This window comes from Gordonia humi (assembly GCF_014197435.1).
Lineage (GTDB): Bacteria > Actinomycetota > Actinomycetes > Mycobacteriales > Mycobacteriaceae > Gordonia > Gordonia humi.
The window spans coordinates 1,317,032-1,335,578 of sequence record NZ_JACIFP010000001.1; the positions used below are offsets into that span (position 1 = coordinate 1,317,032).

19 protein-coding genes are annotated in these 18,547 nt (G+C 67.2%); 10 read left to right on the forward strand and 9 right to left on the reverse strand.

Translation table 11 applies throughout. The annotated features are described in order from the left end of the window. The first annotated feature begins 29 nt into the window (after positions 1 to 29). Both BKA16_RS06000 and BKA16_RS06005 read left to right on the forward strand, forming a co-directional pair. Positions 30 to 1,334: a VWA domain-containing protein gene (locus BKA16_RS06000; protein WP_183369804.1), complete on the forward strand. Its 1,305-nt coding sequence runs from the start codon at positions 30 to 32 to the stop codon at positions 1,332 to 1,334. Between the two features lie 136 nt (positions 1,335 to 1,470). Further along, positions 1,471 to 1,986, forward strand: a complete 516-nt coding sequence (locus BKA16_RS06005) for a glycine cleavage system transcriptional repressor (RefSeq protein WP_183369805.1) — start codon at positions 1,471 to 1,473, stop codon at positions 1,984 to 1,986. Positions 1,987 to 1,993: 7 nt separating this feature from the next. Here BKA16_RS06005 and BKA16_RS06010 read toward each other — a convergent pair whose 3' ends face one another. Together BKA16_RS06010 and BKA16_RS06015 are read right to left on the reverse strand one after the other, a co-directional pair. Continuing rightward, complete coding sequence (locus BKA16_RS06010) at positions 1,994 to 3,049, reverse strand: zinc-dependent alcohol dehydrogenase family protein (RefSeq protein ID WP_183369806.1); 1,056 nt, start codon at positions 3,047 to 3,049, stop codon at positions 1,994 to 1,996. 280 nt (positions 3,050 to 3,329) lie between these two features. Further along, positions 3,330 to 4,562, reverse strand: a complete 1,233-nt coding sequence (locus BKA16_RS06015; protein WP_343067294.1) for an MFS transporter — start codon at positions 4,560 to 4,562, stop codon at positions 3,330 to 3,332. Positions 4,563 to 4,671: 109 nt separating this feature from the next. Between BKA16_RS06015 and BKA16_RS06020 the strand changes: the two genes are divergently transcribed. After that, positions 4,672 to 4,962, forward strand: coding sequence for an ArsR/SmtB family transcription factor (locus BKA16_RS06020; protein ID WP_183369807.1), 291 nt, complete (start codon positions 4,672 to 4,674; stop codon positions 4,960 to 4,962). 125 nt (positions 4,963 to 5,087) lie between these two features. Beyond that, positions 5,088 to 6,242: a phosphatase PAP2 family protein gene (locus BKA16_RS06025; protein ID WP_183369808.1), complete on the forward strand. Its 1,155-nt coding sequence runs from the start codon at positions 5,088 to 5,090 to the stop codon at positions 6,240 to 6,242. Between the two features lie 36 nt (positions 6,243 to 6,278). On the opposite strand, the gene BKA16_RS06030 is transcribed toward BKA16_RS06025, so the two are convergent. The 5 genes from BKA16_RS06030 to BKA16_RS06050 all read right to left on the reverse strand — a co-directional run bounded on the left by BKA16_RS06030 (position 6,279) and on the right by BKA16_RS06050 (position 11,550). After that, positions 6,279 to 6,917: a CoA transferase subunit B gene (locus BKA16_RS06030; protein ID WP_183369809.1), complete on the reverse strand. Its 639-nt coding sequence runs from the start codon at positions 6,915 to 6,917 to the stop codon at positions 6,279 to 6,281. Between the two features lie 2 nt (positions 6,918 to 6,919). Then, on the reverse strand, positions 6,920 to 7,678 hold the full coding sequence (locus BKA16_RS06035) for a CoA transferase subunit A (protein ID WP_183369810.1): 759 nt from the start codon (positions 7,676 to 7,678) through the stop codon (positions 6,920 to 6,922). A 208-nt stretch (positions 7,679 to 7,886) separates the two neighbouring features. Continuing rightward, positions 7,887 to 9,713, reverse strand: a complete 1,827-nt coding sequence (locus BKA16_RS06040) for an acyl-CoA dehydrogenase (protein WP_183369811.1) — start codon at positions 9,711 to 9,713, stop codon at positions 7,887 to 7,889. Between the two features lie 153 nt (positions 9,714 to 9,866). Further along, positions 9,867 to 10,634, reverse strand: coding sequence for a deoxyribonuclease IV (locus BKA16_RS06045; protein ID WP_183369812.1), 768 nt, complete (start codon positions 10,632 to 10,634; stop codon positions 9,867 to 9,869). A 91-nt stretch (positions 10,635 to 10,725) separates the two neighbouring features. Further along, a complete protein-coding gene (locus BKA16_RS06050; RefSeq protein WP_183369813.1) occupies positions 10,726 to 11,550 on the reverse strand; it encodes an acyl-CoA thioesterase domain-containing protein in 825 nt (274 codons plus the stop codon). A 24-nt stretch (positions 11,551 to 11,574) separates the two neighbouring features. Between BKA16_RS06050 and BKA16_RS06055 the strand changes: the two genes are divergently transcribed. After that, positions 11,575 to 12,138 (forward strand): HdeD family acid-resistance protein, encoded by a 564-nt coding sequence (locus tag BKA16_RS06055; protein WP_183369814.1) that lies wholly within the window; start codon positions 11,575 to 11,577, stop codon positions 12,136 to 12,138. Between the two features lie 21 nt (positions 12,139 to 12,159). On the opposite strand, the gene BKA16_RS06060 is transcribed toward BKA16_RS06055, so the two are convergent. Next, positions 12,160 to 12,735: a hypothetical protein gene (locus BKA16_RS06060; protein ID WP_183369815.1), complete on the reverse strand. Its 576-nt coding sequence runs from the start codon at positions 12,733 to 12,735 to the stop codon at positions 12,160 to 12,162. Further along, on the reverse strand, positions 12,720 to 13,250 hold the full coding sequence (locus BKA16_RS06065) for a hypothetical protein (RefSeq protein WP_183369816.1): 531 nt from the start codon (positions 13,248 to 13,250) through the stop codon (positions 12,720 to 12,722). Before BKA16_RS06065 ends, BKA16_RS06060 begins: the two co-directional genes overlap by 16 nt. Before the next feature lie 95 nt (positions 13,251 to 13,345). On the opposite strand from BKA16_RS06065, the gene BKA16_RS06070 reads away from it, so the two are divergent. Genes BKA16_RS06070 through BKA16_RS06090 form a run of 5 tightly spaced genes read left to right on the forward strand, consistent with a single transcriptional unit; the run spans position 13,346 to position 18,547 of the window. Continuing rightward, the gene (locus tag BKA16_RS06070; RefSeq protein ID WP_183369817.1) at positions 13,346 to 14,242 is read left to right on the forward strand and encodes a cation diffusion facilitator family transporter; all 897 of its coding nucleotides are present in this window, start codon (positions 13,346 to 13,348) and stop codon (positions 14,240 to 14,242) included. A 10-nt stretch (positions 14,243 to 14,252) separates the two neighbouring features. Beyond that, complete coding sequence (locus BKA16_RS06075; RefSeq protein ID WP_183369818.1) at positions 14,253 to 14,618, forward strand: DUF5709 domain-containing protein; 366 nt, start codon at positions 14,253 to 14,255, stop codon at positions 14,616 to 14,618. Positions 14,619 to 14,660: 42 nt separating this feature from the next. After that, the gene (locus BKA16_RS06080; RefSeq protein WP_183369819.1) at positions 14,661 to 15,209 is read left to right on the forward strand and encodes a TetR/AcrR family transcriptional regulator; all 549 of its coding nucleotides are present in this window, start codon (positions 14,661 to 14,663) and stop codon (positions 15,207 to 15,209) included. Between the two features lie 27 nt (positions 15,210 to 15,236). After that, positions 15,237 to 17,351, forward strand: a complete 2,115-nt coding sequence (pta, locus tag BKA16_RS06085) for a phosphate acetyltransferase (RefSeq protein ID WP_183369820.1) — start codon at positions 15,237 to 15,239, stop codon at positions 17,349 to 17,351. Beyond that, a complete protein-coding gene (locus BKA16_RS06090) occupies positions 17,348 to 18,547 on the forward strand; it encodes an acetate kinase (RefSeq protein WP_183369821.1) in 1,200 nt (399 codons plus the stop codon). Before pta ends, BKA16_RS06090 begins: the two co-directional genes overlap by 4 nt.

An 18,547-nucleotide genomic window follows, 5' to 3' on the forward strand; every position in this document is an offset into this window, starting at 1 on the left:
GGCGGGCGATCATCCTGGAACGGGGAACGATGACATCACAGCCTCTGGCGCGTGGGCAGAACACGGTGCTGCCGGTCGTCGACGCCGTGACGATCGACGTCGCAGGCGACGGACTCGACATCCTCGCATTCGCGCTGACCGCGTCCGGGAGCGTCCGGTCGGACGACTATTTCGTCTTCTTCAACCAGCCGCGGTCTCCGGAAGGCGCGATCACGTTGACCGGACCAACCAGACTGAGCATCGGTCTGGGTGCCGTCCCCGTCGAGATCGAGCGGATCGCCGTCGCCGTGGCATCGGAGGCCCCGCTCGGCGACCGACCGATGTCGGCCCGGATCGTCGCAGGCGGCGAGGCGATCGACGCTCCCGCGCAAGGACTCTCGACCGAACGCGCCGCGGTCCTGGTCGAGGTCTATCGGCGCGGTGGCCAGTGGAAGGTACGGTGCGAATCAGCAGGGTGGGATGCGGGATTCTCCGCACTCGTCCGGGCGATGGGCGTGACCGTCGACGAGGAGCCCGACGCGCCCGCCCAGCCTGTTCCCGCCCAGCCTGTTCCCGCCCAGCCTGCGATCCGGATGGTCAAGGGCGAGGAGAAGCTGTCGCTGGAGAAGCGCCAGAAGCTCGATCTCCGCAAAGAGGCCGTGCACCGGGTCCTTCTCACGAAGGGAGCCGCGGGGTGCGACGCCCGAGTCATCCTGGTGGTCGACAAGACCCTGTCGATGTCGGCGCTCTACCGCAGCGGCGCCATGGCGCGCGTCGTCGAACGGATGATCCCGGTCGCCACCCAGCTGTACTCCGACGGGAATCTGGAGGCGTATCTGTACGGCAAGAGCTTTGCGAAGCTGCCGGACGTCACCGTCGAGAACTCCGACCGGTGGGTGAGCACGTACATCCACCTCCGCGGTGAGCACGGTGCGCCGATGGGGCCGGTCATCGACTACGACAAGCAGATCGGCGGGGTGAACGCCGAACTCCCGATCATGTCCGCGATTCTCGACGATGTCGCGGGCGGTCAGCCGGTCCTGGTCCTGTTCTTCACCGACGGCGGGTTCCACTCGAAGATCCCCAAGATCGTGCAACTCATCACCGAAGCCGCGCGGAGGCCGGTGTTCTGGCAGTTCATCGGGCTGGGGGACAACAACTTCGGCGTCCTGCGACGCTTGGACGACCTCGGTGGTCGAGTCGTCGACAATGCGGGGTTCTTCGAGGTGCCGGACATCGACAGGCGCACGGACGCCGACCTGTACGCCGATCTGCTCGGCGAGTTCCCCGACTGGCTGCGGGCGGCGACGGCGGCGGGCATCGTCGATCCGCGGTTCACTGCGCCGCCGCGCTGATACCTGCGCATCGTCGCGCAAGTGGTACCTGTGCGCGGTGCGGATGTCAGGAGGAGGTCGGAGCCGCCCAGACGTACCACTTGCGCGAGTCTGGCGTTCGCCGGTTACATCGGTGCCCGGCCGATAGCCTGACGTCATGCGCAATCTCGTACTGTCCGTCATCGGCGACGACCGCCCGGGCCTGGTGTCGGCGTTGGCCGATGCGGTCGCGGCGAACGGCGGCAATTGGGAGCGCGGTCAGCTCGCCCAGTTGGCGGGCAAGTTCGCCGGGATCGTCGTCGTCGCCGTACCCGCGGACCGGGAGGACGCCCTGGTCGCGGCCGTGACCGGACTCGACGGTCTCCTCGAAGTGGCCGTCCACTCGGCGGGCGACCCGGTGCTGCGCGACGAGTCGTGGGCGCCTTTGACGATCAATGTGTTGGGCACCGACCGCGAGGGCATCGTCCACGAGCTGTCGTCGGCGTTGAGCGGCGGCGTGACGATCGAATCCATGACGACCCGTACCCGTGAGGCCCCGATGGCCGGCGGAATGCTGTTCGAGGCGGAACTGCAGGTGCTGGTGCCGCCGACCGTCGAACCGAGCGAGATCCGCGCCGACCTGGAGCGGATCGCCGCCGAACTCCTGGTGGATCTGGAGTTCGACGGCGAGTGATCTGACGCTACGCGGTCAGGACTACTTTCAATGCTTTGGTCTCGGCTGCGTTGCCGAACACCTCGTAGGCGTCCATGATCTCGTCGAGTTTGAACCGGTGGCTGATGAACGGATCCGGATCGAGTTGACGCGAGGCGACCATCTTGACCAGGGTGCCGACGGTGTTCGCGTTCACCAGGCCCATGGAGATGTCGATGTTGCTGATCCACAGGTCCTGCAGCGGGAGCTCCACCGACTTCCCGTGCACGCCCATGTTCGCGATGGTGCCCGCCGGACGGACGATGTCCACGCACATCTGCCAGGTCTGCGGCACGCCGACCGCTTCGATCGCCACGTCGACGCCGAGTCCGTCGGTCATCGCCATGACCTTCTCCTTCCACTCCGGGTCGGAGGCGACGATTCCGTCGGTGGCGCCGAACTTGGACGCTTCGGCGACACGGTTCTCGTCGAGGTCGATCGCGATCACGCGGCTCGGACCGTACAGGTGCGAGGTGATCATCGCACCGAGTCCGACCGGTCCGGCGCCGATGACGGCGACCACGTCGCCCGCCTTCACATGGCCGTACTGCACGCCGATCTCGTGTCCGGTCGGCAGCACGTCCGAGCAGATGACGCCCTGTTCCGGAGTCATGGACTCGGGCAGCTTGTAGACGGAGTTCTCGGCGAACGGGACGCGGACGTACTCCGCCTGCGTCCCGTCGATCAGGTGCCCGAAGATCCAGCCGATCCCGGACTGCCCCTCGTCGGCCTGACAGTGCGAGCTGACACCCTGTTTGCAGTACGCGCACTTGCCGCACGCGCTGACGCACGCCAGAATCACCTGGTCGCCGACGGCGAGCGTGGTCACGGCGTCGCCGATCTCGGTGATGGTGCCGACGCCCTCGTGGCCGAGGATGCGGCCGGGCGTCACCGCGGGGACGTCGCCCTTCAAGATGTGCAGGTCGGTTCCGCAGATGGTGGTGGCGTCCATCTTCACGATGACGTCGGTGGGTTGCCGGATCGTCGGGTCGGGGACCTCGTCCCACGACTTCTGACCCGGACCGTGGTACACGAGTGCTTTCATGATCAGTCTCCGTCCATCGGGGTGCTTGCACCCCAAGCTACGAGTGCGCGATCACGCATGCGTCCTGATGGCACAGACTGAGACGAACGGCGGCACGACAGGTCCCGACGACCCGGGTCGTTCGGCACGTCAGCGCCAGGGCGCATCCGGAGTCATGGAACGGGCACAACCGATGCGGGCGCGAAAGAACTCGCCGACCTGGGCGACGCCGTCCCCGCCCTTGTCGACCGGGTGCACGTGGTGCCGGGACCTCGGTGGCTCGCCGAACTCATCGAACTCGTCAGAGATCGACCGGCGTCTCGGTGACACGCCGACGGGAGCCGGTGAGTCCGAGGACCGCCGCGCCGAGACAGCCGAGTGCGGCGGCGCCGGCGAAGTACGGGAACACCGTCGAGGTGCCGAACGCGGAGGAGAGCGCACCGGCGATCACCGTCGGAATCCCCATCGCGAGATAACCGAACAGGTAATACGCGCTCATCACGCGGCCGCGGGCGTCGGCGGGGGTGACTCGGTTGAGGTGACGGAGCGATCCGCCGAACGCCAGCCCGAACGTCGCACCGAGTGCGATCGCATCGATGATGACGCACACCGTCGACCCGGAGTGCAGCGCCAGCACCGCGCCGATGAGCGAGACGATCAGCCCGATGTGCCCCGCGATGGCCGACGACCGGGGATCGAAGCGTCCGCCCACCCATTGGAAGGCGGCCGACGACGCCGTCATCACCGCGACGACGATGCCGACGAAGATGATCGACTCGTGGCCGGTCGCGTGCTGGGTGAGCGCCGGATACAGGCTCAGGAACACGCCGAGCACCGCCCACGCGCTCATCACGCCGATGCCGGAGAACCAGAAGTCGGCGGTGATGTCCGACGGCACCGACGGACGCTGGATGCGGATGCGGGCACCGGTCCTGGCGGCGTGAGGTTCGGCCAGCGCGAGGACGGCCACCAGCATGATCGCCACGGCCACGGCGACCACGATGTACGGGATCCGCAGCGGATTCGACGCCCACTGCGCCGCAGCGGCCGCGCCGAGGACGGTGACGGCCACGCCGAGGTTCAGCGCGATGCCGCTGAGCATGCCGTTGCGCGCCCCGCCGGCGGGGCGCACATCCAGAAGTGCGGCGCCCGCGGCGACCACGATGGCGCCGATGGCCGCGCCGTGCAGGAGGCGCGCCAGGATCAGTTCCCATTCGGCCGTCGCGATCAGGAACAGGCCGAGCCCCACGAGGATCGCGATCAGCGCGGCCACCAGGACCGGTTTGCGGCCCACCGCGTCGGAGATCGGGCCGACGGTGAGTGCCGATGCGAGTGCGCCGACGGCGTAGACCGCGAAGACCACCGTGATCGAGACCGCCGACAGATGCCATTCCTGCTGGTAGATCGGGTACAGCGGCGACGGGAGTCCGGACACGCCGAACGCGAGCCCCATCAGGACGAGCAGGAGACCGAACGCCCACCGCTGAGGACGCGCGGTCGCGGACTGGTGGTCTTCGACGGCGGCGGTGGCCACGCTGCTCCTGACTCTCGGGCGGATCGAGTATGTTCGACGTCTATCGAACCTTCTGAACGTATCTCACTGGTTTGATGAACATCAAACGACCGTCCGTGGAGGGAAAGTCATGACGCACGTCGCCGATCTGCACACGGTGCTGGCCGCGCTCGCCGAGCCGGTCCGACTCGAGATGACTCGACGGCTCTTCGTCACGGGTGAGGCCGTCGGCTGTGCGGCCCTCTACGACACGGTCACCAAGGCGACGGCGAGCCATCATTTCAAGATCCTGCGCGAGGCGGGGATCGTCGAACGCCACGCTCTCGGGCAGGGCGCGGCCTACACCCTCCGGTTCGAGGAGGTCGAGGCCGCTTACCCGGGTCTGCTTGCCGCGGTGTTGAATGCGGCGCCGACCCGCTGAACCGCCCGCCGTCATCCGATGACCCGACGCTGGTGGCGCGCCTATTGGCGAATGATCGATAAACTCCGATAGCGTGCTAGGTGAATCGCAGGTGAAATGCCGACGATGAGGCAGGGGCCTGTTGGATGAGTACGGATGTGACGCGCGCGACCGGATCGGGTCTCGGCGATCCGTCGGATCCAGACGAGACGGCGGAGATCTCCGTCGACGGGATCGGCGAACCGGTCGTCGTCGAAGAAGAGCGCCTTCGGGACTATACGAAGCTGCGCCGCATCCTACTGGCGGTCTGGGCCGCGTCCGTCGTGATCTTCTTCTGGCAGACCGGCATCGCGGCCGACCGGACCAGTCTGATCTTCATCCTCGCGCTCGGCATGGCCGCGGCGACGGTGGGCCGGCGTCGGGTGATCACCGTGTTGATCGACTGGCTCCCGTTCGTGCTCATCCTGATGCTGTACGACTCGACGCGCAACGTCGCCGTGTGGCTGGGCATGCCGACGCACTGGCACCTCGCGCCGGACGTCGACCACTGGATGTTCGGAGTCAATCCGACGGTGTGGCTGCAGTCGCACATCAAGCACGGTGAGCCGCCCTGGTGGGAGGTGATCGTCAGCGCCGTCTACATGTCGTACTTCGTCGTCCCGTACGCGACCGCCGCGATCCTGTGGGTGCGTGATCGATTCGCCTGGCGACGGTTCGCCGCCTGCTTCATCGCCGTCAGCTTCATCGGCCTGATCGGGTACACGCTGGTCCCGGCCGCGCCGCCGTGGGCGGCCGCCAAATGCACCGCCCAGGAAGTCGCCGACTCTCCGCACGATCCGCCGTGTATGTATCAGGCGGCCGGTGTGGTCGACGGCAATCTGCTCGGGGAGGTGCAACCGGTCAACGACGACGCGAGCCCGTACGTGGAGCGGATCTCCGACCGCGGGTGGGGCGTGCTCGGCCTGGACATGGTGGTCCGGGTGGTGCAGATCGGGAAGTCCCAGTCGAATCTCGTAGCGGCGATACCGTCCTTGCACGCGGGCCTGACGATGATGCTCGCGCTGTTCATGTGGCCGCGATCGAAATGGCTCGGTAAGACGCTCTTCATGGGGTACGCCTTCGCGATGGCGTTCGCCCTGGTCTACACGGGCGAGCACTACGTCTTCGACATCATCCTGGGTTGGCTGCTCGCAGGCGCCGTCTTCACGGTGTACCGCGTCGTGGACGCGAAGTACCTGCTGCCGCGGCGCAGAGCGAAAGAAGCCGAGACGGGAGTGCCGGAGGCTCTGGCGGGGAGCTGAGGTCGCGGTCGTCCCACCGGAGGATCGTTCGCGATGTCAGCCGATCGACACTCGCAACGGTGCGCCGGTGTTCGCGACGATCTCGTCGACGCCGACACCCGGTGCGGTCTCGACCAGGTCGAGTCCGTCGTCGGTGACGTCGATGACGGCGAGGTCGGTGATGATGCGGGAGACGCACCGCTTGCCGGTCAACGGCAGGACGCATTCGGTGAGGATCTTCGGCTCGCCCTTGCGGGTGGTGTGCTCCATCATGACGATCACCCGGCGTGCGCCGTGGACGAGGTCCATGGCGCCGCCCATGCCTTTGACCATGTGGCCGGGCACCATCCAGTTCGCGAGGTCGCCGGTGGCGCTGACCTGCATGGCGCCGAGGACGGCGACGTCGACCTGTCCGCCGCGGATCATGCCGAACGACGTCGCGGAATCGAAGTAGGAGGCGCCGGGCAGGACGGTGATCGTCTCTTTGCCCGCATTGATCACTTCGGGGTCGAGTTCGGCTTCGGTGGGGTACGGCCCCACGCCGAGGACACCGTTCTCCGAGTGCAGGACCACCGCGATGTCGTCGGGGATGTGGTTGGGGACGAGGGTGGGCATGCCGATGCCGAGGTTGACGTACTGGCCGTCGGACAGTTCTCGGGCGACGCGGGCCGCCATCTGGTCGCGGGTCGATGCCATGATCAGTTCTCCTCGTCGGCGCGGACGGTGCGCTGCTCGATGCCGACCGTGACCGGTCCGACTTCGACGATGCGTTGGACTCCGATGCCGGGTGTGTGTATGTGTTCGGGGTCGAGGTCGCCCGGTTCGACGAGGTGTTCGACCTGAGCGATGGTGATACGGCCGGATGCGGCGGCGTTGGGGTTGAAGTTGCGGGCGCTGGCTCGGTACTGGAGGTTGCCGTGTCGGTCGCCCTTCCAGGCGTGGACGAGGGCGTAGTCGGCGACGATGCCGCGTTCGAGGACGTAGGTCACGCCGTCGAACTCCTGCGTCTGCTTGGGCGGGCTGGCGACGGCGATGCCGCCGTTGCCGTCGTAGCGGCGGGGGAGGCCGCCGTCGGCGACCTGGGTGCCGACACCCGCGGGGGTATAGAAGGCGGGGATGCCCGCGCCGCCCGCGCGGAGGCGTTCGGCGAGAGTGCCCTGCGGGGTGAGTTCGACTTCGAGCTCACCGGACAGGTATTGGCGGGCGAACTCCTTGTTCGAGCCGACGTAGCTGGAGATGGTGCGGCGGATGCGGTGGTGTTCCAGGAGCCTGCCGAGGCCGAATCCGTCGGTGCCGCAGTTGTTGCTGATGATCTCCAACTCGGTAGCGCCCTGTTCGAGGAGGGCGTCGATGAGGATCTCGGGGATGCCGACCAGTCCGAAGCCGCCGACGGCGATGCTCGCGCCGTCGGGGATGTCGGCGACGGCGTCGGAGGGAGAAATCGCTGTCTTGTCCATGGGAAGGATCGTACGCTGTTGTTCGTTGAACGTACAGAAGTTCATTATACGAACAGATTCGGTGAGCCGACTCCTGATCGGGGGTCACCACGGAGTCGTTGCCGCGTGGTCCGACACGTTCAAGGGCGTCCATCCGACGAAGAGAGCCCCCGCCGATTGAAACGGCGGGGGCTCTCCTTCAGCTTCTTTCTCGGCTGGTGAGGACCGATCAGAAGGCGGCTTCGTCGAGCTCCATGATGTCGTTGTCGACGTTGTTCTCGACGATGTGGCGGGTCGCGGTCAGCTGCGGCAGCATGTTCTTCGCGAAGAACGTGGCCGTCGCGACCTTGCCCTGGTAGAAGGCGACGTCGTCGCCCGATGCGCCGTTGTCGAGAGCGGCCTGCGCCACGACGGCCTGGCGCAGCAGCAGCCAGCCGATGAGGAGGTCGCCGACGGCGAGCAGGAAGCGGACCGAGGCGGTGCCGATCAAGTACAGCTGCTTCGGGTCTTCCTGAGCGCCCATCAGCCAGCCGGTGAGCTTGGCGGCCATGGCCTGGACGTCTTCGAGCGCGGTCTTGAGCAGAGCGCGCTCGGCGTCGAAGCCCTCGCCGCCGTCGACGAACGACTGGATCTGGCCCGCGACGTGCGCCAGTGCCTGGCCCTTGTCGCGGATGATCTTGCGGAAGAAGAAGTCCTGCGCCTGGATGGCGGTGGTGCCCTCGTACAGCGAGTCGATCTTGGAGTCGCGGATGTACTGCTCGATCGGGTAGTCCTGCAGGAAGCCCGAACCGCCCAGGGTCTGCAGGGACTCGGTGAGCTTCTCGTAGGCGCGCTCGGAGCCGACGCCCTTGACGATCGGCAGCAGCAGATCGTTCACCTTGTGTGCGAGTTCGGCGTCGGCGCCCGACACGATCTGCGCGGCGGCGGCGTCCTGGTGCGACGCGGTGTACAGGTACACCGCGCGCAGGCCCTCGGCGTAGGCCTTCTGGGTCAGAAGTGCGCGGCGCACGTCCGGGTGGTGGGTGATCGTGACGCGCGGGGCGGCCTTGTCGGTCATCTGCGTCAGGTCGGCGCCCTGCACGCGCTCCTTGGCGTACTCGAGCGCGTTCAGGTAGCCGGTCGACAGCGTCGAGATGGCCTTGGTGCCGACCATCATGCGAGCGTGCTCGATGACGTCGAACATCTGAGCGATGCCCGAGTGGACCTCGCCGACGAGCCAGCCCTTGGCCGGGGTTCCGTGCAGGCCGAAGCTGACCTCACAGGTAGCCGAGGCCTTGATGCCCATCTTGTGCTCGACGTTCGTGACGAACGCGCCGTTGCGGTCCTGCAGTTCGCCGGTCTCGTGGTCGAAGTGGAACTTCGGGACGAAGAACAGCGACAGACCCTTGGTGCCCGGACCGGCGCCCTCGGGGCGGGCGAGCACGAGGTGGAAGATGTTCTCGGTCATGTCCTGGTCGGCGGAGGTGATGAAGCGCTTCACGCCCTCGATGTGCCAGGTGCCGTCCTCTTGACGGATCGCCTTCGTGGTGCCGGCGCCCACATCCGAGCCCGCGTCCGGCTCGGTGAGGACCATGGTGGCGCCCCAGCCTCGCTCGGAGCAGATGGCAGCCCACTTCTTCTGCTCATCGGTGCCGTTGTCGAAGAAGATGTTCGCGAAGCCCGAACCGGCCGCGTACATGAACACCGGCGGGTTGGCTCCGAGGATCATCTCACCCATCGCCCAGTACAGCGAACGCGGAGCGGGCATGCCGCCGAGCCCCTCGTCGACACCGACCTTGTCCCAACCGCCTTCGACGACGGCGTTGTAGCTCTTCTTGAAGCTCTCGGGGATGGTGACGCTGTGCTCATTCGGGTCGAAGACCGGCGGGTTCCGGTCGGCGTCGGCGAACGAATCGGCGATCACGCCTTCCGAGAGCGAGCGGACCTCGCGGAGGATGTCGACCGCGGTGTCGTGATCGAGGTCGCCGAACTCTCCGGTCGCGAGAACCTTGTCGAGCTCGTACATCTCGAAGAGGTTGAAGTGCAGATCGCGGAGGTTGGACTTGTAATGGCCCATGACGAAGATTCCTAACCGGTAAGTGAGAGGCTGACCGGCTATGTTACTTGCCGGTAACTACTGAACAGGTTATCGCTCGGTGCTTGCTCTAGCAACTGCAGCGGGGTGTGGTTCCGCTAACAATTGCAAGCGGATGTTGTCGGTGTCCGCCGGTCAGCGGCTGCGGAGGTAGGCGAGGTCGTCGGCCACTCCGTCCGACGGGGTCTCGAGGACGCCCGGTGCGTCCGCTGTCTTCATCAATTCCACCAGCACATCCGGTGCGATGTGTCCGCTTTCGATGTTCGCGTGCCGGTCGCGGCCCGAATCGAATTCGTCGCGCGAGTTGTTGAGGTGGATCAGGTCGATGCGTCCGGTGATCGCTTTGACGCGTTCGACCAGGCCGACGAGGTCCTCGCCGCCGGCCCAGGCATGACAGGTGTCGAGGCAGAATCCCGCCTCGTCGAAATCGCCGACCGCGTCCCACAGTCGTTCGATGGACTCCAGGGTGCGCGCCATTGCATGCGATCCGCCCGCGGTGTTCTCGATGAGGATCGGCACCCCGAAGCCGCCCTTGTCGGCCTGCCGCTCGAACAGCTTGCGCCAGTTGGCGAAGCCCTCGGCGGCCTCCTCGCCGTCGCGCAGATGCCCGCCGTGCACGACGAGGCCGATGGCTCCGAGGTCCTTCGCCGCGGCCGCCTGCTCCTGGACGGCCTTGCGCGAGGGCATCCGCAGTCGATTGTTCAGACTGGCGACATTGATCTGGTAGCTCGAGTGCACGACGACGTCGATCGGTGCGTCGCGGATCTGGGCGGCGTGCGGATGAGCTTCCGGCTTCTTCCACTTCTGCGGGTCGGTCACGAACATCTGGAAGATGTCGATGCCCAGCTCGTTCGCGGTGGCGACGGGGTTCTCGTCCTGACGAAGGTGTGCTCCGATGCGCATGGGTCCAGGGTATGGGCCTGGGCCCGGCTCGACCAGCCGATGGCGACGTCCAGCGGGCAGGGCGCTCGCCGGGGCGTCGTGTCGGCCGGCGTCACGCCTCGGCGGACGGGCGGGTCACCTTGGTGAAGTCGATCATGGCGCGAGTGTTGTCGACGGCCGTCACCATGCCGATGCCGTACTGGCCTTCGACGTCGAAGAGGTTCGCCGTGCCCGCCGAGACGCCGTCGTTCTCGAGATGGTTGTCGGCCTCGACGCCCACCCGCTCGCCGACGGGCAGCCGAGTCAGGACCATCGTCAGGTCGCAGTTGATGAAGCCGATGCCGCCCTCGCCCCAATTCGTGACGAGACTGGTGCTCTCGGCCGAGATCGCGGCGCGAGTGAACGCGGTGAGCTCCTCGTCGGGCAGCACGCGGATGGGCCGACTCCAGATGCGACGGCGATTGCCGTTCTGGAACTCGGCCATCTCGTGGCTCCAGTCGTGCTCGTCGTCCTGCATCCACGGCAGGGCATCGTCGGGATCGTCCGCGGGCAGATCGATCCCGCTGTCCGGACGAGCCCACCGAGCACCCGGCGGATTCGAGCCCTGCCGCAGAAAGACGACGTTGCCCTGGGCCACCAGGTTCTCCTCGTCGCCGTCGAATTGGACGATGTCGACCTGAATCACCGCGATCCGTCGACCGTCGCGCAGCACCCGGGTGCGCGTGTCGGTCGGCAGCCGGCGCGCCGACTTGAACAGTTCGAGAGTGAACCGGGACGCGAGCCAGCCGTCACGGCCGTGCTCGCATTCGGCGGCCCGCGCGGCGAGTGCGCAGAGGGACGGGCCGTTCAGGGAGTCCGGACCCCAGAGACTGTAGGCGTACGGCGTCGGGACGACGCGACCGGAATCACCCGGGGTGAAGAATGACTTCTGCGGCATGTGCTCCGACGTTACGCTTGCGGTATGACCGTGAACTCAGTCCCGTCCGCTCTGCCCGACGCGGCCGTCAACGCCGTCCGCTCGTTCCTGATCGCGACGTCGATCGTCGGCATCGCGATCGGCGTCGTGGCGCTGGTGTGGCCGGGTGCGACACTGTTGGTGTTGGCCGTCCTGTTCGGGATCTCCCTGGTCGTCATGGGTCTGGTCCGACTCTTCGTCGCCTTCGCGTCGACGGCGGCGTCGTTCGGCTCCCGCATGCTGATCGCGATCTTCGGGATCATCGTTCTGGCCGCCGGCGTCATCTCGATTCTCAACCCCGCCCAGTCGCTGACGCTGCTGGCGATCTTCATCGGTGTCGGCTGGATCTTCGCAGGCTTCCAGGACCTGCTCGGCTCGCGGATGAGCACCTACCTGATGCCGCGCTGGCTGGTGATCGTCTCCGGCGTGATCTCGGTGCTCGCCGGTATCGCGATGATCGTCCTCCCGGCGTTCGCGACCCTGGGCACCGTCATCTGGATCTCCGCGATCATGCTGATCGCGGTCAGCGTCGTGACCCTGCTGACGCTTCCGAAGAAGCGCGTCGGTTGAGAAGCCGTCGACTCGCCTCGCTCACGCGGCCACGCGACGCGGCGCGAGCGAATCGGCGGTCACCGAGGTACGTGCGCCGTCGTCATCGGTCAAGACCCGGTTCCATCGGTTGATCGCCGTCACCAGATCGGCCGCGTGACGCAGCACGACGCCGTCGACCGCCCCCGTCTCGGCGACCTCCGCGGACCGCGACGACTGCGCCGCCGCGGCGCCGAGAAGCAGATTCGCGCCCGCCGGATCGGTCTCCCACATGGCGTCGGCCGTCGTGATGCACAGGAACGCCGCCTGGCCGGCCTGATCCAGGTGGACCATCGCCCAACTCCAGTGCCGCGCGACGTCGACGGTGTCGTCGCCGCCCCGGCCATGCGTGCGGACGTACTTCGCATGCAGCTCGCTGCACAGCAAGTTCGAATCCGACCAGAGATTCAGCTCCGACATGCACCGGACGCAGTCGTGCAGGGCCGCAAGATATTTCACCGAGTACGGCCCTTCGCGGCGGGAACGGATCTCGCGGAGCACCGAGTAGTCGGCGAGTGCGTGAGAGAACTCGCCTGCGTCGTACAGGTCGTGGGCCTGGGAATTCAACTCGTCGAGCATGACTCCATGGTGCCCCGTCGTCGCGACATTCGTGTGGGATTGGTCACTAATTCGGAGGCGCGTGCCGCGGTGACGGCCCGTCGGCGGCACACCAGCGCGCCGACAGCGGTGGCGGCGGCACCGCTCGCGGCGAACGCCAGACCATGGGTCGGACGCATGCCGTCCGGGGCCGCCAACACGTCGAAGACCACGCCGCCCGCGGCCACCGCGGCGATCACCGTCGCCGGGCGACGGCACGCCGGTCTGATCCGTCCGGACAGCCGGTAGGCCCCGAGCACGAGCCCGCCGATCGCGGCCGCGGCGATCATCCAGTTGAGTCGGCCCGAGTGCACCGCGTGCCCCGGATCGCTGACCTGACCGAGCCCGGTGACCGACAGGGTCGGACGGTCGACGTCCACGTACCAGGGCAGGACGTACGATCCGACGGCGGCGATCGCGCCGACGAGCAGTAGGACGGCGTCGACCGGGCACACCGGTGATCCGAACGTCGGTCGTCTCGTCTGCATCGCGATCATGTCCGCCTCCCCGGATGTCGTCGCCGAGCCGACGGTAACGCGTCCGAACTCGCGGGTACCGCGCGTGAACGACGGCGCGATGCCAGGATGAACGCATGTCCGAGCGCACTGATCTGAGCAAGTGGGCGCTGCTGAGCATCGGTGCGGCGGTGCTGACGATCGCGCTCAAGACACTCGCCTGGTGGCTTACCGGATCGGTCGGTCTGCTCTCGGACGCCGCCGAATCGGTGGTCAACCTGGTGGCCGCGATCGGCGCGTTCATCGCGCTGCGGATCGCCGCGAAGCCGTCCGATGACGACCACAACTTCGGGCACGCCAAGAGCGAGTACTTCTCGGCCGTCGTCGAAGGCGCGATGATCGTCGTCGCCGCGGGATTCATCCTGTTCAGTTCGATCGAGCGACTCCTCCATCCACGGGAGATCGAGTCGGTCGGCATCGGTCTGGGCATCTCGGTGCTCGCCAGCATCGTCAACGGACTCGTCGCGTGGAAGCTGATGTCCGTCGGAAGGCGGTTTCGGTCCGCTGCGCTCGAAGCCGACGGCAAACACCTGCTGACCGACGTCTGGACGACCGCCGGCGTCATCGTCGGTGTCGCGCTCGTCGCACTTACCGGGTGGGGGCCGCTCGACTCGATCGTCGCCATCGCCGTGGCGATCAACATCGTCGTCGTCGGCTGGCATCTGGTGCGCGACTCCACGATGGGTCTCATGGACACCGTGATCCCCGACGCCGAGCGTGCCGCCGTCGACCGGGTACTCGACCGGTTCCGCGCCGACGGGGTCGACTTCCATGACGTGCGCACCCGCGAGTCCGGACACGTCCGTTTCGTTCAGTTTCACATGCTGGTGCCCGGCGACTGGACGGTGCGCCGCGGCCACGATCTCGCCGAAGACGTCGAGGCCGCGCTTCGTGCCGATGTCGAGGACCTGCACTGTGCCGTTCACCTGGAGCCGATCGACGATCCGCGCAGTTACGAGCCGTGGCGGCGCTAATGTTCATTCCATGAGCTCATGGGACGACGGCGAATACGACACCGACGACACTGATCAGTTGCAGCCCGAGGACACGCTGATCGACACCGAGGCCGGGGACGTCCTCGACCGCGGCTACTCGCCGCCCGACTACGCGCCCGCCACCCATGAGCACGAGACGCTCGACGCGCGGCTCGCCGAGGAGGAGCCCGACGTCGACGCGTCGCCGGACGATCGCGACCCCGACTTCCCCGAGCGCGCGACGTCGGGCGGCGCCCGCGCCGGGCGACTCGTCGCATCCCAGAACGAGTCCGACTCGGACGTGTTCGCCTCCGACGCGGGCATCGACGGCGCCGGTGCGAGCGCCGAAGAGGCCGCGATCCACGTCATCGAGTAATCCGCTCACGGCGGGACTCGGCCGGTCGGTTACCTTCTTCTCATGGATCGTGACCGGATGCTCGAAGTCGGAGTGGGCCTGGTGTCGCGTTTCGGCGCCCGGGCGCTCAGCCTGACGTCCGTCGCCCGCCACGCCGGAGTCGCACGCGCGACGGCCTACCGCATGTTCGGCGGACGGGACGCGCTCGTCGAGGCGATCGTCGCCAACGAACTCGATCAGCTGCGCGTCCGCCTGGCGGAGTGGGTCGACGGCGAGGACGATCCGGCCCAGCGACTGCGGATCCGGATCACCCGTTCCCTCGAGTACATCCGCGGACACGAGGCGCTGCAGTACGTTCTGCGCCGCGAACCCGAGGAGATCGTCCACGCGATCATCAGCACCGGCGACGACGACGGGCTCAGCCTCGTCGAACGCGTCGTGGACGTCACGATGCAGGATGTGACCGAGGCCGAATCGGTGGTCCTGCAGCCGAATCCGCGTGCTGCGACGGAGTTTCTGGTGCGCGTCGTCTACTCCTGCATGCTGGTGCCCCACAGTGCGATGACCGACGACGAGGTGGCCGACCTCGTGGTGCGCGCCGTCGTACGCTGACCGGCGCCGACCGATAGTCTGGAAGCCATGACCGGCTCTGGCGCCCGCAGCATATACATCGCCTCCGCGGAGGGGGACACCGGAAAGTCGACCGTCGCGCTCGGAGTGCTCGCGCTCCTCGCCGCGACCGGCGGGCGGGTCGGAGTGTTCCGTCCGATCTCCCGCGCGGGGGCGGGGGAACGCGACTACATCCTCGATCTGCTGCTGCAGTTCACCTCCGTCGAGATCGCCTATGAGGACTGCATCGGCGTCACCTACGACGACGTGCACACCGACCCGGACGGCGCCATCGCCGACATCGTGGCCCGCTTCCACACCGTCGCCGACCAGTGCGACAACGTCCTGGTGATCGGTTCGGACTACACCGACATCGCGTCGCCGTCGGAGTTGAGCTACAACGCCCGCATCGCCGCGAATCTGTCCGCGCCGATCATCCTGGTGGTCAAGGCTCTCGACCGCGAGCCCGCCGAGGTGCGCGCGGTGGCCGAGATGCTGATGAACGACATCAAGGGCTCGCACGCGTCGACGGTCGGGATCGTCGCCAATCGATGCGCGCCGAGTGCTCTCACCGGCGTCGTGAACGCCTTGCGCGACACCGGCGTCCGCGCGTGGGCGCTGCCCGAGGAACCGCTGTTGACGGCGCCGACGATGGCCGAACTGCAGCGAGCTCTCGGGGCCACGCTCTACAGCGGCGACAAGGACCTGCTCGACCGGGAGGCGCTCGACGTGATGGTCGGCGGCATGACCGTCGAGCACATTCTGGAGCGGTTGAGCGAGTCGATGGTCGTGATCGCACCCGCCGACCGGTCGGACGTCCTGCTGTCGCTGGTGAACGCGAATGCGGCCGAAGGCTTCCCGCGCCTCTCCGGGATCATCATGAACGGCGGACTGCATCCGCATCCGATGATCGACGCGCTCGTCAAGGGATTGCGACCCACGTTGCCGATCCTGACCAGCGAGCATGGAACGTATGAGACGGCGCGGACCGCGGCCAACACGCGCGGCCGCATGAGCGCGGGCTCGGCACGCAAGATCGACGCCGCGCTGGCGTTGATGGAGCGCCACGTGTCGGCCACCGAACTGGTCGACGAGCTGAATCTGCACGTCCCCGAGGTGGTGACGCCACAGATGTTCGAGTACCAGCTGATGGCGCAGGCGCAGTCGGATGTGAAGCACATCGTTCTGCCCGAGGGCGGCGACGACCGCATCCTGCGGGCGACGGATCGTCTGCTGCGACGCCGTGTCGCGAAGCTGACGCTGCTCGGCCATCCCGAGTCGGTGCGTCGTCGCGCCAACGAGCTCGGCATCGACCTGTCCGAGGTGGACGTGATCGATCCGGCGACGTCGGAACTGGTCGACGAGTTCGCCGACGTGTACACGGAGCTTCGCAGACACAAGGGGATGACCCGCGACGAGGCGCTCGAGCGGGTGCGCGACGAGTCGTACTTCGGAACGTTGATGCTGCACACCGGACGCGTGGACGGCATGGTCTCGGGTGCGGTGCACACCACCGCGCAGACCATCCGACCGGCCTTCGAGATCATCAAGACCGTGCCCGGCGTGTCGACGGTGTCGAGCGTGTTCTTCATGTGCCTGGCCGACAAGGTCCTCACCTACGGCGACTGCGCCGTCGTCCCGGATCCCACCGCCGAGGAACTCGCCGACATCGCGATCTCGTCGGCGAGTACCGCGTCGGCGTTCGGAATCGATGCGCGCGTGGCGATGCTCTCGTATTCGACGGGCGGTTCCGGATCGGGTAAGGACGTCGAGAAGGTGGCGGCCGCGACTGAACTCGTCCGTGATCGCGCACCGGAGCTGCTCGTGGAGGGGCCGATCCAGTACGACGCGGCGATCGAGCCGAGCGTCGCGGTGACGAAGATGCCCGACTCGCCGGTCGCCGGTCGGGCGACGGTCCTGATCTTCCCGGACCTCAACACCGGCAACAACACGTACAAGGCCGTGCAGCGCAGTGCGGGCGCCATCGCGATCGGTCCCGTTCTGCAGGGCTTGAACAAGCCCATGAACGACCTCTCGCGCGGGGCGCTCGTCTCCGACATCGTGAACACGGTGGCGATCACCGCGATCCAGGCCCAGCAGAATATGCTTGTCGAGCGAAGTCGAGACGACGGGGGACAGGCATGACGATCGAAGGCTCCGTGCTGGTGGTGAACGCCGGCTCGTCGTCGCTCAAGTACCAGGTGCTCGATCCGGCCACCGACGAGGTGATCGCCGACGGTCTCGCCGAGCGGATCGGCGAGGCGACGTCGTCGATCAAGCACTGGTACCGGGGCTCCGAGGTGCGTCGCGAGGTGTCGCTGCCCGATCATCGCGCGGCGATCGCACTGGTCGTCGACCTGTTCGCCGCCGACGGAGTGGACGTCGCCGACTCGGGCCTATCGGCGGTCGGGCACCGCGTGGTGCACGGCGGGCGCAGCTTCTTCGCGCCGACCCTCATCACCGACGAGGTGCACTCGGAGATCGAGCGCATCTCCTCGCTCGCACCGCTGCACAATCCGGCGAATCTCATCGGTATCGACGCCGTCACCGCGCTGCTGCCGGACGTGCCCGCGGTGGCCGTGTTCGACACCGCGTTCTTCAGCGATCTGCCCGACGAGGCCGCGCTGTACGCCCTCGACTCCGCGGTGGCCGACGAGTACGCGATCCGCCGCTACGGGTTTCACGGAACCAGTCACGAGTACGTGTCGGCCCGGGCCGCCGAGTTCCTGGGGCGCGACCTCGCCGAGGTCAACCAGATCGTCCTGCACCTGGGCAACGGCGCATCGGCGTCGGCCGTGCGCGGTGGTGTGCCGGTCGACACGACGATGGGGATGACTCCGCTCGAAGGCCTGGTGATGGGCACGCGCACCGGCGACATCGACGCGGGCATCGTCTTCCAGCTGGCGCGGGTCGCCGACATGTCGATCCAGGACATCGACACTCTGTTCAACAAGCGTTCCGGGCTCAAGGGGCTGTGCGGGGAGAACGACTTCCGGGCGATCCTCGAACGCGTCGACGCCGGGGACGAGGCCGCCGACCGTGCGTATCGCGTGTACCTGCATCGTCTGCGTCGCTACATCGGCGCCTACATGATCGAGCTGGGACGCGTCGACGCGATCGTGTTCACCGCGGGCGTCGGTGAGAACGCCGTGCCGGTGCGCGCCGATTCGCTTGCCGGACTGGAGAACTACGGAATCCGCATCGACGCCGAACGGAACGCCGTCCGCTCCGACGAACCCCGGGTGATCTCCACGGACGACTCGGCGGTCACAGTGCTCGTGGTGCCGACCAACGAGGAACTGGCGATCGCGCGGGCGGCAGTGGCGGTCGCGGGGATGTGA